This is a genomic window from Asticcacaulis sp. MM231 (assembly GCF_964186625.1).
In the GTDB taxonomy this organism is placed as follows: Bacteria; Pseudomonadota; Alphaproteobacteria; order Caulobacterales; family Caulobacteraceae; genus Asticcacaulis.
On sequence record NZ_OZ075108.1, the window covers coordinates 3145926 to 3161373 of the forward strand.

Genomic DNA, 15448 nt, shown 5'->3' on the forward strand with positions numbered 1-15448 from the left:
GCAGGTCAATCGTGAAAATAAACCGCGTGACCAAGGGCGCCAGAGTGCTGTCGCCCGCACGGGCCATATAGGCCATGAGGCGCTAAAGATACAAGGTGGAAACGTCAGACCTTGAAACACGAACCTCACGAACAAAACACAAACTCTGAGGCTCATAATTTAACACTTAGACGCAACTTTGCGGGCAAAGTCTCTAACCGCGACGCCCCTTCCCGCGTTTAGTAATAAGACGCAGGTGCTCATAGGTCTTGGCCTAGTTGACCTGAAGCCCGGCGCTATGCCCTAACTCTGTAAAACTACGCAGATCGATAACATCGAAATACCCCACATATCCTTTATAGAGGCGCCTCTCATTTTTGGCATATTGATGAAACTCGCCTATGAATTCAATGTAATAGGCAGAGCCATTCATACGTTGCTGGTCATCATGCGCCGCTCTGAAGCGCTGGGCAGCCTGCCCCGTATCGGTACCACGCACTCTTAAATGATACCATTGCTGCTGACAGGCCTCCGAAGCGAGATAACTCATGTGATAGGACGTTCGATAAGTTCCGAGGGTCTGGACAACTTCGCCCGAACTTACATGACACAAAGGCACCACCTGAGGCGCTTTTGCAGATGCGCTCTGACTGCCCCATACAACAAGTCCCACGCCAATAATTAGCCCAATTTTCACCCTCACCCTCATGTGAAACCCATGCCTCCAGCGGTCAAAGACTGTGCCGGCCGGCTCTCCGGTCAGTACCACTTCGCGGTCGATCAGCCCGTATTGCGCAACGCGCTCGCAATCCCGTTGACGGTAAGCTGCATCGCCAGTTGCACCAGCTTGTGGCGATTGCCATGGCGGCGGATGCCAAGCAGATAAACCTGCAAGCGGTTGAGCGAGTTGAGCAGCGGATTGGCGCGCTCGATCTGGTTGCGCAAACGCTCATGCGTCGACAACAGATAAGGCGCGTTGCGGATGCGCAGGATCAGCGCCACCGTGTCGTCGAACTCCGACTTGATCTTAGCATAGATACGGTTGGCTTCTTCCGGCTCACCGGCCAGATCGGCATATTGACGCGCGATCTCCATATCGGCCTTAGCCAGCGCCATTTCCATATTGGCGATGAACACCTCAAAGAAATCCCATTGGATCATCGCCTGCAGCACGCTGTCCTCGATCTTCAGTTCGCGCACAGCCGCCGCGAAACCGTACCAGCCGGGCAGCATGAAACGCGTCTGCGACCAGGCGAAGACCCACGGAATGGCGCGCAGGTCTTCGATCTTGCCCGACGCTGTGCGCGAGGCCGGCCGCGAACCGATCTTCAGGTGGCTGACCTCATCGACCGGTGTCACCGTATGGAAGAAGTCGAGGAAGTACGGATCGTCATAGACCAGCCCGCGATAGGCCTCGAACGAGACCGTGTTGATCTGGTCCATGATCGGCGCAAACTGTTCTTCCAGCTTGGCGTCATGCGAAGGCCCATGGTCACGACATTTCGGCACCGTGGCGAGGAAGGTCGCCGCCGCGAAGCTGTCGAGCGTCTTGTGCGCCGTGACGATATTGCCGAACTTGCGCGCAATCATCTCACCCTGTTCAGTGACGCGGATCTGCCCGCCCACCGTGCCTTTTGGCTGGGCCAGGATCGCTGCGAAGGCCGGACCACCACCGCGTCCGACCGAGCCACCGCGGCCGTGGAACAGGCGCAGGCTCACGCCCGCCTTGTCGCATACCGCCTTTACCGCTTTCGACGCCTTGTGCAGCGACCAGCGCGACGAGGTATAGCCGCCGTCCTTGTTCGAGTCGGAATAGCCGAGCATGACTTCCTGGATGGCCGGCCGCCCCATCAGCGAGCGCACGGCGAAATTGCCCAGCCACTTCTTCATGATCTCGGGCGCCGCTTCCAGATCGCCGATGGTCTCGAACAGGGGCGAGATTTTCAGCATACAGTGCGGCTGCGGGCCGCCGCGCACCAGCCCGGCCTGTTTCAGCAACACCAGCGGCTCCAGGATATCCGACACCGACGCCGCCTTAGAGATGACATAGGCACCAAAAGCCTCCGGCCCAAAGATCTTGACGATCTCGGCCGCCGCATCAACGATACGCAGTTCGCGGCGCGTTTCATCTGAATACTTGCCAAATTCCCAGCGCAGAATTCGGTCGTTGGCCAGTTCGGCATACAGCAGCGAACATCGCTCACTTTCCGACATGCCGAGATAATCGACCAGTTCCGACGACTGGGTGAAAAGCTCGGCGATGACGCGCTCATGAACATCGGAATTCTGGCGCAGATCGAGCGACAGCAGGTGGAAACCGCACGACCGCGCGATGCGCATCAGGGTCTTGAGCGTGGTGCCGATCAGGCGACGGCCGCCGTGCGAGGCGAGGGAATCACGGATCACGCGCAGGTCGCGCACAAAGGCCTTGCTGCTCTCATAGGCCAGGGCGGAGGTATCGGTGGCGCGGCTGTTCTGCGTTTCGCCGAGGATCTGCGCCCGCGTGCGCGCCAGACGCTGCTTGATGTGGGCGATGGTGCGGCGATAGGGCTCATCGACGCGGTGGATGTCGGTGTTGAGCGACTTGCGCGCCAGTTCCTGCAGAGCATCGCTGACCGGTGTCACCTCGTCCGACACCGTCAGTTCGGTATCGAGCTTGTCCATCTGGCCGGCATAGAAGGCGAAGGCGACGCGCGCCTGTTCCTTGAAGGCATAGTTCAGCGTGATCTCATCGACGTGCGGGTGACCGTCGCGGTCGCCACCGATCCACGAGCCGAGCTTGAGCACGTTCGGCAGGGCGCCGTCATGCGGGATATCGCGGCCCCATTCACTGTAGAGCGTCACCAGCGCCGGCAGGACTGAACGCTGGACCGCGCTGACCAGATTGTTGATCTCGTCCTGCACGGTGATGCGTTCGGGGCGATTGAGGCGCGTGTTCCACAGCAGCGCCACTTCACGATAGAGGTCATCTTCGATCTGGCGTTTTTCAGAGGGGTTGGCGGCCTTCTCATAGGCCTGCAACAGGTTGGCGATCTCGGTTTCGCGCTCCACCACCGAGGCACGGCGCATCTCGGTCGGGTGGGCGGTGAAGACCGGGGAAGCCAGCATATCCCCCAGAATGGTGTCGATCTCGGTGCGGTCCAGCCCTTCCTTGCGCGCCGAATTCCACCGCATTGGCCAGGCTGATCGGCTGCATCGAGCCGTCGGCGCTCTCAAACGTATCGATCTGGCCAAGTTGGCCGACATCTTCTGAAATCACCGACAGCATCGACATGCAGGTCATGATGCGCGCGGCATGGGCGGCTTCGGATTCGCTGAGACTACCGAAATCGAAATCCTTGTCCTTCAGCGCCTCAACCTTGTCCATCACCTCGGCCTTGCCGAATTCATGGACGGCTTCGCTGAGGAAGCCATCGAGCAGGGCGGTGTGTTGCTTGACGTGGTTGAGGACGGTGTCGGTCATGATGTCAGATCTTCCAGAGTGCCCGTTTATCGGCGCATACCCGGCATTTTTCGCCACACAAACAAAGACTTAAAGATCAGTTTGTCCGACGACGTTATGCTCAGGGTCAAGCCGGTTTGTAATTTATCCGAAACGCAACCCGATTTTCGGATAAAATTGCGCTCCGAACAGAGACTTTAGCGTCATTTTTGTGCGCTGCAAGACGACAATTTCATGCTCAAAACTATCCCCAATCATATGATAAAGGATTCCAGAGACTTGCTTATTATTGTCTGATTTAATAATTTTTATGGATGCGACTTTTCGGGCAAATGTTTCATTAGAAACAAAGCCTTGTACGATCTTCCGCGTTGCAAACGGACTTAAGGTTTAAGGAAGGCGAAGATACCCCGTTTGGCCAGTTGTTAAGACTCTTGCGCTATAACAGCCATCAAATAGCTCGGGAACATGTCCAATGGCAAAAGCGACCTACCACCGCCATCAGAGAGTCTATGTCGAACCCGTCGGCACCTGGGCGGTGATCGACAAGGTCAATCCGGTCTGGGTCAAGGGCTTTGATGAGCCCGTCCGCGTCACCTATGACTGCGGCCTTGGCCGTGATTTCGCCGCCGAAGAACTGACCCCTGAAAACGCCCGCGACGCCAAGGGCGACGAACGCCACCTCAGCCACTGGCGCCTGATGCGCGCCCGCAACAAGTGGCAGACTCCCGAAGAGAGCCGCAACCACCCCTTCCCCGGCACCTATCCGATCGTCGTCACCGACGAGAACGACTGGGGCGGCTGGCGCGTGCCTGGCGCCGAATACGAACGCGATCCGGCGCTGATCGAAATGCAGGCCCGCCTGATCGCCTACGCCCCGCACCTGCTCAAGCTGGCCAAGGATCTGCGCGAATATGCCAGCCAGAACAGCGAACTCGACGATGACCTGATCGCCCTGGCGCGCCGCGCCGGCCAGTTGCGCAAGCAAATCGAGGCTGAGGAACAGGTCGAAGCGCCCAAGGCCCGTCAGCCAGGCTAGACGTCAGGCGACCCGCACGATGTTATCGGCCTCATCTGACGCGACCTGCATGTTGCGCGCCATATCCTGTGACGTGGCGCTCTGCTCTTCAATGGCACCCGCCGTGACCACGACCTGCTCCTGAACGGCGTCGACCGTTTTGCGGATGGTCTCCAGTGCTTCCAGAACGGACAGGGTCCGTGTTCTGACGCCCGAAATTTCAGCGCCGATCTGCTCACTGGCATGCCTGGCCTGACTGGCGAGGTTTTTGACTTCGGTGGCAACAACCGCAAACCCGCGCCCCGCCTCACCGGCCCGCGCCAATTCAATCGTGGCGTTCAAAGCCAAAAGGTTGATTTGACTGGTGATGTCGGTAATCATGACCACAATGCCGTCCATGGCGGTCGTGGCAGTTGACAAGGCCTGGGCGCTGGCGTCCGCCTCGGTCACACAGGCGGTGGCCTTATCTGCGGCAACGCGTGTTTGTTCCATCGTGTCGGCGATGGAGCGACCTGTCGCGGCCATCTCTTCGATCGCGGCTGAGAGGCTTTGCAACGAATGTGACAACTCAGTAGTGCGGTTTAAGGCCTGTCTGCGCTTGGTCACGTCCGAGGCGTATTTGACGACCTTGTAGGGCTTGCCATTGAGATCAAGGATCGCATTATAGGAGGCCTGGATAAAGACATCGTGTCCGTTCCGGGCGTAACGATGGAACTCACCGGAGACATACTCCCCAGACGCCAGACGGCGCCAGAAATCTTGATAGTCCTGACTTAGCCGCGTGGTGTCATCAACGAAAAGGCTGTGGTGCTTGCCCTTTATCTCGGCAAGGCTGTACCCCATCACCTTCAGGAAATTGTCGTTGGCGGTCAGGATTGTGCCATCAAGCTCAAATTCAATAACGCCCTGCGCGCGCGAAATAGCCGAGATCTGCCCCGAAAAATCGGCATCCTTAAGCACGCGCTCCGTCACATCGGAAGCAAATTTGACCACCTTGACCGGCGCGCCGTCAGCGCCGATGATAGGGTTATAGGTCGCCTGGATATAAACCTCCTTGCCGCCTTTTCCGATGCGCTTGAACTGGGCTGAAACATAGTCTCCCGCATTCAGTTTGCGCCAGAAGTCCGTGTAGGCCTGGCTGTCGCGCTGGGCCGTTTCGACGAAAAGGCTGTGGTGCTTACCTACGATCTCAGCCGCTTGATAACCCATGACGGCCAGGAAGTTTTCGTTGGCGCGTAAAATTGTGCCGTCCAGGGAGAATTCTATAACCGCCTGAGCCCGTTCAATAGCGGCCACCTTGCCTTCGAGATCAAGGTCACGCAGCTTGCGTTGCGTGACATCATAAGCAAACTTGACGATCTTGGTGACACGACCGGCCTTGTCGAGGACAGGCATATAGGCCGCTTCGATAAACACATCCTTATGGCTTTTTGTCAGACGTTTAAACTCACCCGACTGGGCCTCGCCGCGCCTGAGCCTGGCCCAAAAATCGGCGTAGTCGGCGCTGCCGGCATAGGCAGGCTCCAGGAACATCCGGTGCGGCTGGCCTTTAAGCTCGCCCAAGGTATAGCCCATGATGTTCAGAAAATTATCATTGGCTGTCAAAACCAGCCCTTCGGGGTCGAATTCGATGATGGCCTGCGACTGGTCTAACGCTTTATTGAGCGCGTCGAACGCATTCTTGGATCCCTGTCCTTGCTGGCCCATAAGATTTAAAAACGCCATCGTTTCACTCCCCGTTTCAGACATTTGAAGGCGTTGTCCTTCCCGGTCCGAATCTTAAGTAACGTCGTTTTACTTAATGGTGCGTTTATAAACGCAACTCTTTGAACGATTTATGCCGCACACCTTTGACGGTATCAGCTCAAATCCTTGCGGTTTGCCGTAACCCGTTGCGTTTATAAAACCGATTTGTATTGAATGGCTTGAGTTTAGCTGAAAGAGTCCCACATCGACTCCTATTCGACGTTTCAGCGAGACTACCATGCTCACCACCACGCCCCAGCCGATCCAGCTCAGCGATTACAAGGCTCCTGACTTTCTTATTGCCACCACGGAACTTGATTTCGATCTGGCGCCGGAAACGACACGGGTCACGGCAAGGCTGACAATTACCCGGCAGGGCGCGAAGGATGCGCCGCTCGTGCTGATGGGTGAACGCCTGAAACTGCTCAGCGTCACGCTCGATGGCCAGCCGGTGACCGATTACACACTGAGCGATGAAACCATGACCCTCGCCAGCGTACCCGACAGCTTCACGCTGGAAACCGAGGTCGAGATCAACCCGCTCGGCAACAAGACGCTGGAAGGGCTCTACATGTCCTCCGGCCGCTACTGCACCCAGTGCGAGGCCGAGGGCTTCCGCAAGATCACCTATTATCTCGACCGCCCCGACAGCCTGTCGAAGTACCGCGTGCGCATCGTAGCGCCGAAAGAGGGGTTCCCGCACCTGCTGTCCAACGGCAATCTGCTGGAGACGGGTGATCTCGATGACGGCAAACACTATGCCCTGTGGGAAGACCCCTTTTTCAAGCCGTGCTATCTCTTCGCGCTCGTCGCCGGCGAACTCGACGTGCTCGAAGACAGCCTCACCACGATGTCGGGCCGCAAGGTCGAACTGAAAATCTATGTCGATACCGGGATGCGTGACCGCAGCCTCTACGCCATGGACGCCCTCAAGCGCTCGATGCTGTGGGACGAGCAGGTCTATGGCCGTGAATACGATCTCGACCTGTTCATGATCGTCGCCGTGCGCGATTTCAACTTCGGCGCCATGGAAAACAAGGGCCTGAACGTCTTCAACGCCTCGCTGCTGCTGGCCGATCCGACCACCGCCACCGATATGGACTACGAGCGTATCGAGTCGGTGATCGCCCACGAATATTTCCACAACTGGTCAGGCAACCGCGTCACCTGCCGCGACTGGTTCCAGCTCTGCCTGAAAGAAGGCCTGACCGTCTTCCGCGATCAGGGCTTCTCGGCCGATCAGCGCGGTCACGCGGTTGCGCGCATCAAGGACGTGCGGGCGCTGCGCGCCCGTCAGTTTCCGGAAGATTCCGGCCCGCTGGCCCATCCGGTGCGCCCCTCGTCCTACGTCAAGATCGACAACTTCTACACCGCCACCATCTATGAAAAAGGCGCCGAGATCGTCGGCATGCTGAAGACGTTCGTCGGCCCCGCCACCTATCGTCAGGCGCTTGATCACTACTTCGCCACCAATGATGGCACCGCCGCCACGCTGGAAGATTTCCTCACCGCCTTCGAAGCCGTCACCGGCGATGACTTTTCGCCCTGGCTGCAATGGTATACCCAGGCTGGCACACCACGCCTGCACGTCACCAGCGCCTATAACGCCGATGCGAAAACCCTTACCCTGTCGTTCACCCAGGCCACCGCGCCGACACCCGGCCAGCCTGACAAATCCGCCCTGCCCATCCCGATCCGCTTCGGCCTGCTGACCGCCGAGGGCGAAAAGCAGATGTTCACGCGCGATGGCATACTGGCGGCCGAGTCCCTGTTCATTTTGCGTGACGCCAGTGCCGAACTGGTCATGACCGACGTCATGCACGCGCCGGTCCTGTCGATCCTGCGCCACTTCTCGGCGCCGGTGGTCCTCACGGTTGAAGAACCGACCAGCCACGCCTTCGCCCGCTTCAAGGGTGACAGCGATCCGTTCAATCGCTGGGAGGCCGCGCAGGGTCTGGCCAAGGCGATCATCCTGTCCGAACCCCCTGACGAAGATCTGATCGACGCCTTCGCGCAAGGGCTTGAGGCCAGCCTGCTCGATGAACACCTCGATCACGCCTTCAAGGCCCTGATCATGGGCCTGCCGACCGAATCCGACCTGGCGCAGAGCCTGTCGCCTATCGATCCGGCCTTCATCCACCGTAACCGCAAGGCCTTCAAGACGGCGCTTTCCCTGCGCCTCTATGAGACCATTCGCGGCCTCTACACGTCCCTCACCCCGGCCGGAACCTTCTCGCCCGACGCGGACGCCGCCGGCACCCGCGCCCTTCGCAACGCCTTGCTCGACCTGATGCTGGCCGGTCATAACCGCGGCGCCGATAACGCCACCTCGGTCAATCTCGCCTTCCGCCATTTCGAGACCGCCAGCAACATGACCGATATGGTCGGTGGGCTAGGGGCCCTGATGCACGTGCAGGATCGCCCCTACAAGGACGCGCTCGATATCTTCTATGCCCGCTTCAAGCATGAACCGCTGGTGATCGACAAATGGTTCGCCCTGCAGGCCGGCTGCGCCCATCCCGATACGCTGGCGCGCGTCAGAACGCTTAGCCAGCATCCAGATTTCGACGCCAAGACGCCCAATCGCTGGCGCGCCCTCGTCCAGAGCTTCGCCAACAACCAGAGCGTTTTCCACGCCCCCGATGGCAGCGGCTATGACTTCCTGGTTGGTCAGGTCCTGGCGGTTGACGCCTTCAACCCCATGACCGCCTCTCGCCTGATCGAACCCTTAAGCCGCTACCGCGTTTACGCCGAACCCTATCGTACCAACATGAAAAAGGCACTGCAGACGATCACCCTGTCGCCCGATTTGTCGAAGAATGTGCTCGAACTGGCGACGAAAGCGCTCGCCGATTAGAGCCTTTTTACATCAAACGTGAAGGTGCATTAATCTATCTTAAGGGTTCGCTAACTAGAATGATGCGCTTAACACGGGCGCGCACAGTCCTTTTTAGTTAGCCTACCAGGAGACAGTATTGGCAAGCCTCGAACGGGTCAGGTTCCTGGTGGTGGACGACAACGCCCACATGATCAACATCGTCAAGACTCTGCTGCGCGGGTTTGGCGCCACGCACATTTTTGAAGCGCGTGACGCCACCGAAGCCTTCCATCGCCTCAAGCACGACGCGATCGATATCTGCATCAGCGACTACCAGATGGAGGTGCTCGATGGCGTCGAGTTCGTCCAGCTTGTGCGCAATTCATCGGACAGCCCCAACCGCTACGTGCCGATCATCATGCTGACGGCGCACTCGGAACGCTCAAAAGTGGTGGCCGCGCGCGACGCCGGCGCCAACGAATTCTGCTGCAAGCCGGTCACGGCCATCGAACTGCGCCGCAAGATCGTCGCCATTGTCGATTTCCCGCGCCCGTTTATCAAGACCAGCAGCGGCAACTATTTCGGCCCCGATCGTCGCCGCAAGCAGGACAGCAAGTATCACGGCCGCGAGCGCCGCGAAGGCTGGAGCGAAGACCATCAGCCGCCGCAACCCGTCGCTAAAAAGTCAGGCGAGGCCAGCAGCGGCCACCATGAAGAGGATGAACACACCTGAAGCTGACACGTGAGGGGCGCGGCGTTGAAAACAGGCAAGTTATTTAAGTTTATAAAGTCTTAAGACTTCTCGACAACAGGTTAACGCCGCGCTTACCCTGACAGAATATGCCGAATCAGGGGGCAAGCGAACCCGTTGGCTGATCTGTTCGTCTAATTCACGGGTGAGACCTTTTGTGACGGAGCCGCGTCAACCTTCCCGCTCTCAAAGCGCCCTGTCGGGAACGCGTCCGGCCTCGACCGGCCCCGCGGCCTTGAGAAAGCGCGTCGGAATGTCGTCCAATGGACAGGCCACGCCGACTACGAAGACGCCAGCCCAAAAACCAGCCCAAAAACCTTCGAAGAAACCCTCGAAGACATCGCGCAAGACCTCTCTGTCGCGCGCCGTCCATACCTCGGTCGGTCAGGCTATGCCTCTGTGGATTCGCATTGGCGCCCTTGGCCTGACCCTCGGCCTAGTCACCTTCATGGGCCTGTCCACCCTGCAACTGGGCAATAGTCTCTCCGCCGACAAGGACGCCGAAGGTCAGAACCTGCTGACCGCCACGCGCCTGAGCGCCGCCCAGCTCGACGCCCGCCTGAGCACGGCCCGGCTGGCGCTCGAAGCGGCGCAGGGCCAGTGGAGCTTACGTCAGAGCGAGCCCTTAAGCGCCGCCGAACAAGGTTTGAGGCTCGGACGCGACAGCCTTATCAGCGTCGCCGTCGTCAAAGGATCATCCGTACTCGCCATCAGCGGCAAGGACGATCCGGAACTGCTGGCCGAGGTTGCAGCCGCCGCGCCGGCCCGCAGCGGCTTCACCCTGCAAGCCATGGGTTCGCGCCTCAGCCAGGGCGAGCGCCCCTACGCCGTCCTCAAGGGCGCTGATGGTCGGCCAGATCTCGTCGCCCGCCTCGAAAACGGTCTGATCCGCGATGATACGGCGACCGGCGCCACCAGCGCCCTGGTCGATGAGGCCGGCGTGATCGTGCAGGCCTCCGATGAGCGCCTGATCGGCAAGAACGTGAAGACGGCGCTGGCCATCTCGTACACGCAACTCCGCAATCGCGCCGACTCCGGTCATCTGATCCAGGGCGCCCTGACCGAAGGCGGCTTCGTCAAGATCGCCTCGGTGCCACAGACCGTCGGCAGCCGCGGCAACGGCCTGATCCTGCTCAAGGCCATGCCGACCCAACGCTTCTTCTTCGCTTCGCAAAGCCTGATCAAGGCGATTGTCTTCGTCGGCGGCCCGCTTTTGATCGGCGCTCTGTTCGGCCTTCTGCTGTTCTTCCAGGCGCGCAAGAACCGCGACGACGCCCGGCAGTTTCAGGTCAATGAGCAGCGCTACCGCCTCGCCGTCGAATCGGCGCGATGCGGTATCTTCGACTGGGATCTCGACCAGGACCTGATCTACATGTCCGACGTGACCGGCGTCATGCTCGGCTGGGGCGGCGGAGGCGTGGCCTCGACCACCGAGGTGCTGAACCGTATCTCGGCCGAACAGCGCGACGAAGTGGTCAAGGCACTGGTGACGGCCCGCTCCACCGGGGCGCTCGATGTCTCGTTCCGCGTGCCCGGCCCCAATGGTCAGGCCCTGTGGGTCGATGCGCGCGGCCAGTCGGTCGGCGAACGCACCTCTGCCGGTTTCACCCGCCTGTCGGGTGTGGCGCTCGATGTCAGCGAGGAGCGCATCGCCCAGCTTCGCGCCCAGCGCGCCGAGGCGCGCCTGCGCGATGCCATCAACTCGGTGTCGGACGCCTTCGTGCTGTGGGATCGCCGCAACCGGCTCCTGATGTGGAACGCCACCTTCGGCGACACCTTCAATATCGACGAGCGCTTCCTGCGCGTCGGCACGCCGCGTGATCTGATCGATCAGGTGATGCAGATCGCCATCCGCCGCCAGCAACCGACACAGGACGAACGCGAGGGCGTCTTCGAGGCCGAAATGAACAACGGCCGCTGGATACAGGTATCGGAAAGCCGCACGCTGGAAGGCGGCCGCGTGCTGACCGGCACCGACATCACCGCGGTGAAGCTGCAGGAAGAACTGAGCCGCAAGAACGAGGAACAGCTTCAGGGTCTGGTCGAAAAGCTCGAACACAGCCGCCAGCAACAGACGGTTCTGGCGCGCAAGTACGAAATGGCCAAGATCCGCGCCGAAGCCGCCAACCACGCCAAGTCGGAATTCCTCGCCAACATGTCGCACGAGCTGCGCACGCCGCTCAACGCCATCAACGGTTTCTCCGAGATCATGGCGTCGGAAATGTTCGGCCCGCTCGGCCATCCGCGTTACAAAGAATATTCCGGCGATATCCTAAGTTCCGGCCAGCATCTGCTGTCGCTGATCAACGACATTCTCGACATGTCAAAGATCGAGGCCGGCAAGCTGAACCTGCATTTCGAGCCGGTGGCGATCGACGAAATGGTCGAAGACACCTTGCGCCTGGTGCGGCAAAAGGCGGAAAAAGCAGGCCTGAAAGTGCGCGTGCATCTGCCGCAACTGCCAGAAATCTCAGCCGATTTCCGCGCGTTGAAGCAGGTTCTGCTCAATCTCCTGACCAATTCGGTCAAGTTCACCCCGCAGGGCGGCACTATCACCATCACGGCGGCCGCCACGGAAGACAACGTCCACATCACGGTCAGCGACACCGGCATCGGTATCGCCGCCAAGGATATGGCACGCCTCGCCAAGCCGTTCGAGCAGATCGAGAACCAGTTCTCCAAGACCAAGGAGGGCACGGGCCTCGGCCTTGCCCTGACCAAGTCGCTGATCGAGATGCACAACGGCAGCTTCGAGGTCGACAGCCTGCTGGGCGAAGGCACCCGCGCCACGGTCATCCTGCCGATCCGCCAGACCGCCGCCGGCGCGTCGGAAGGCGATGATCACCGACGCAGCGGCAGGGCAGCTTAAAGCAAGAAACCCCACCACCATTTCGCCTTCGGCTCATGGTCCCCCTCCCCATCAAAGATGGGGAGGTATAAGTCTATTCTTGTACCGCGCCTCCTTTGAGGCGGGGTGGTTGGTTTCTTGCTTCTTTACAATGCCCGATGCTACAATCCCCCATGAGTGTAGCCTTTACCAAAGACGAAGATCACGAAGCCGCGGCCGCCAACCTGCCCGATCGTCCGATCTCGCCCCATCCCAACCTCGTCACGCCCGAAGGCCTGGCTTTTCTGGAAACCGCCTTCGCCGAGGCCAAGGCCGCCTATAGCGCCGCACAGGCCTCAGGCCTGATCAACGCAGACCGTACCGCCATGGCGCGCGCCGCCCGCGACCTGCGCTATTACACCGCCCGCCTGGGTTCGGCGCAGCGCATCGATCCGGTAACATCGCCGCAAAAGGTGGTGTTCGGCTGTGAGGTCATCATCGCCCGCGAGGATGGCCGCCAACAGACCTTCCGGATCGTGGGCGAGGACGAGGCCGATCCCAATAAGGGCAGCATTTCCTACGTGTCGCCAATGGCGCGCGCCCTGCTCGGCAAGGAAATCGGCGACGAGGTTCAGGTGGCTGGCGCCGGTGTCGAGATTACCGCGATACGCTAAGTAATTCTCTTCGCCCGCCCCGTTTACGGGGAGGGGGGACCGCTGTCAGGCGGTGGGAGGGGCCTTAAGCGCCTTGACGCGCTCCCAAGCCAAAATAATAACACCCTCGGCAGCCTCATCAGGTCTCATCAGTAGATCACGCGCTATAATACGATAGGTGAGAATGTTCCGATCCATCAGCCAACGACCACGCTTGGAGTCATGCTCCCTTTGATGATCAAGCGTATGAATTTCGCCATCAACCTCAACACATAACTTCGCTTTGGGGCAGTAGAAATCCAGCACATAGGGGCCCAGCGGATGCTGATTACGAAAAATAAGACCATCAGCTTCACGCTGCTTCAAGCGCAACCAAAGCCATAATTCCGGCTTCGTCAAATTCCGGCGCAAGTGACGCGCAACCCCAATTCTAGCACCTTTTCTTAGGTTTCGCACTAAACTCCCCTCCCACCATCGCAAGCGATGGTCCCCCCTCCCCGTAAACGGGGCGGGCGAAGAATCACCGCGATACGCTAGCCGCAGCGCTCATATCACCACCGCCGACCTGTACCGGCGGCTTGTCGTCCTTTTCGATAAAGCGATCGAAACGGCCGCTTGGCCGCAGCAGCGTCTTGCTGAGGAAGCTGCGCTCGCGCGCCGGCAGTTCCTTCATGTTGAGGATCAGGGTGTTCTCGATCTTGCCCCGCGCATCGTTCTCGGCGCTGCGGGCCTGCTCCGACAGCATGGCGACCTGTGCCGCGTCAAATGGGTCCTTCGCCGCCAGATCATTGGCCTGGGCGCGCAGGGACCGCGCCTTGGTCATGTCAGCCTCGCCACTCAGGGCCGCCGATTTGAGCAGCAGATAGATGTGATGGCGCTCTTCCTTCGTGGTGTTCTTGCTGGCGTCATGCCACGCCTTCGACATCGCCAACGGGCGCTGGAAATCACGCATATGGCGCTTGAACACGATGCCGGCGCCGATACCGGCGGCAATCAGGAACAGGTTCAGCACCAGCGAAATCACCAGAGCCCATTTCAGGCGACGATCCGTCATGCTCAGCGATCCCCATCAATCATGGCCACCTGTTCCAGCACGGTCTGCACGCGCAGATCGCTCAGGCTCATCAGGCTGAGATTAACACCAAAAATCGCGCCGGCAAGACAGGCGGCGAGACCAAAACCGATGCCCCACACAACCGCCCGGTGGCTGCCGCTCACGGCGCGCGCCGGACGAAGGGCCACCACCGTATCGACCGGCACAAACTGCGCCAGCACGTTCTCAAACAGCGCCTGATCGGCCTCGGCATGGCGATGGTCGGCAACCCTCACCGCCTCCATCATATCGTCCAGCGCCCGCGCCTCGGCCAGCACACCCTGCGCTTCGGTCGGATGTGCGGCGATAAAGGCGTGCATGGCCGCGCGTATGTCTTCGGGCCAGCGCGCGGGTGTCGCGCCATAGGCCTCGATAATCGTCTGGAAACGCTGGTTATCTACTGTACGTGTCATATCTCACCTCCCGCTTTCGACGGGTTTACGCTCGCGGCTCTTACTCTGGTATCGCCAGATACATGTTTGTCATCACGCATCAGGCTGCGCAAGGTGCGCCTCGCCCGCGCCAGCAGGCTTTCCATCGCCTCGATGCTCACCCCCATAGTGGCGGCCGCTTCAATATTCGACATCTCCTGATAATAGTTCAGGGTGATGGCGGTACGCTGACGCTCGGGCAACTGCGCCAGGGCCTTCTGCAAGGCCTGAGTGGCCTGGGCCTGCTCAAGCTGAGCTGACGGCCCTGCTGCATCATCCATAATCTCGATATCATCCGTGTTCACCGTATCCTTACGGCGTCGCAGGCGATCATAGCACAGATTGAGCGCCACGCGATGCATCCAGGTATCGATGCGCGCCTTGCCGGGCACCCAGGTCGCCGCCTGCTTCCAAGTCCGCAACAGGGTCTCCTGCGCCACGTCCTCGGCCTCGGCCGGATCGCTCAGCATACGGCGCCCCAGCGACAGAATCCGCGGCAGCTTGCGCGAGACAAGCGCCGACACCGCTGCCATATCGCCGCGTCCGATCCGCTCCAGCAAAACCTCATCCGGGTCCGTCGTCACACTGTTCCCCGCCACGTTGCTTCTAGAAAGCACAAGTGCCAACTGCGCCCGCCTGCGCCGCTCGGTTTCGAGATCAACCACTTTTAAAGCAAGCATCTGCGGCATG

The 15448-nt window shown here is 59.9% G+C and carries 13 protein-coding genes; 5 read left to right on the forward strand and 8 right to left on the reverse strand.

Annotation, left to right across the window (positions count from 1 at the left end):
* Positions 1-253 precede the first annotated feature (253 nt).
* The 3 genes from ABQ278_RS15355 to ABQ278_RS15365 form a co-directional block, all read right to left on the reverse strand.
* Positions 254-529: a hypothetical protein gene (locus tag ABQ278_RS15355; RefSeq protein WP_349320361.1), complete on the reverse strand. Its 276-nt coding sequence runs from the start codon at positions 527-529 to the stop codon at positions 254-256.
* 230 nt (positions 530-759) lie between these two features.
* Complete coding sequence (gene ppc / locus ABQ278_RS15360) at positions 760-3099, reverse strand: phosphoenolpyruvate carboxylase (protein ID WP_349322180.1); 2340 nt, start codon at positions 3097-3099, stop codon at positions 760-762.
* Positions 2987-3442 (reverse strand): hypothetical protein, encoded by a 456-nt coding sequence (locus ABQ278_RS15365; protein WP_349320362.1) that lies wholly within the window; start codon positions 3440-3442, stop codon positions 2987-2989. Before ABQ278_RS15365 ends, ppc begins: the two co-directional genes overlap by 113 nt.
* A 454-nt stretch (positions 3443-3896) precedes the next feature.
* Between ABQ278_RS15365 and ABQ278_RS15370 the strand changes: the two genes are divergently transcribed.
* Complete coding sequence (locus tag ABQ278_RS15370; RefSeq protein ID WP_349320363.1) at positions 3897-4460, forward strand: hypothetical protein; 564 nt, start codon at positions 3897-3899, stop codon at positions 4458-4460.
* 3 nt (positions 4461-4463) lie between these two features.
* Here ABQ278_RS15370 and ABQ278_RS15375 read toward each other — a convergent pair whose 3' ends face one another.
* Positions 4464-6164 carry a PAS domain-containing methyl-accepting chemotaxis protein gene (locus ABQ278_RS15375; protein WP_349320364.1) on the reverse strand — a complete coding sequence of 567 codons (1701 nt, stop codon included), beginning with the start codon at positions 6162-6164 and terminating at the stop codon, positions 4464-4466.
* Between the two features lie 259 nt (positions 6165-6423).
* Between ABQ278_RS15375 and pepN the strand changes: the two genes are divergently transcribed.
* From pepN to greA, 4 genes are all read left to right on the forward strand, one after another.
* On the forward strand, positions 6424-9042 hold the full coding sequence (gene pepN / locus ABQ278_RS15380) for an aminopeptidase N (RefSeq protein WP_349320365.1): 2619 nt from the start codon (positions 6424-6426) through the stop codon (positions 9040-9042).
* Positions 9043-9160: 118 nt separating this feature from the next.
* Positions 9161-9736, forward strand: coding sequence for a response regulator (locus ABQ278_RS15385; protein ID WP_349320366.1), 576 nt, complete (start codon positions 9161-9163; stop codon positions 9734-9736).
* Positions 9737-10007: 271 nt separating this feature from the next.
* A complete protein-coding gene (locus ABQ278_RS15390) occupies positions 10008-12623 on the forward strand; it encodes a PAS domain-containing sensor histidine kinase (protein ID WP_349320367.1) in 2616 nt (871 codons plus the stop codon).
* A 152-nt stretch (positions 12624-12775) separates the two neighbouring features.
* On the forward strand, positions 12776-13255 hold the full coding sequence (gene greA / locus ABQ278_RS15395; protein WP_349320368.1) for a transcription elongation factor GreA: 480 nt from the start codon (positions 12776-12778) through the stop codon (positions 13253-13255).
* 45 nt (positions 13256-13300) lie between these two features.
* On the opposite strand, the gene ABQ278_RS15400 is transcribed toward greA, so the two are convergent.
* The 4 genes from ABQ278_RS15400 to ABQ278_RS15415 all read right to left on the reverse strand — a co-directional run bounded on the left by ABQ278_RS15400 (position 13301) and on the right by ABQ278_RS15415 (position 15342).
* Positions 13301-13633: a DUF559 domain-containing protein gene (locus ABQ278_RS15400; protein ID WP_349320369.1), complete on the reverse strand. Its 333-nt coding sequence runs from the start codon at positions 13631-13633 to the stop codon at positions 13301-13303.
* Between the two features lie 121 nt (positions 13634-13754).
* Positions 13755-14288 (reverse strand): periplasmic heavy metal sensor, encoded by a 534-nt coding sequence (locus tag ABQ278_RS15405; protein WP_349320370.1) that lies wholly within the window; start codon positions 14286-14288, stop codon positions 13755-13757.
* Between the two features lie 2 nt (positions 14289-14290).
* Positions 14291-14740, reverse strand: coding sequence for a hypothetical protein (locus ABQ278_RS15410; RefSeq protein WP_349320371.1), 450 nt, complete (start codon positions 14738-14740; stop codon positions 14291-14293).
* Complete coding sequence (locus ABQ278_RS15415) at positions 14737-15342, reverse strand: RNA polymerase sigma factor (protein ID WP_349320372.1); 606 nt, start codon at positions 15340-15342, stop codon at positions 14737-14739. Before ABQ278_RS15415 ends, ABQ278_RS15410 begins: the two co-directional genes overlap by 4 nt.
* Between the last annotated feature and the right edge of the window lie 106 nt (positions 15343-15448).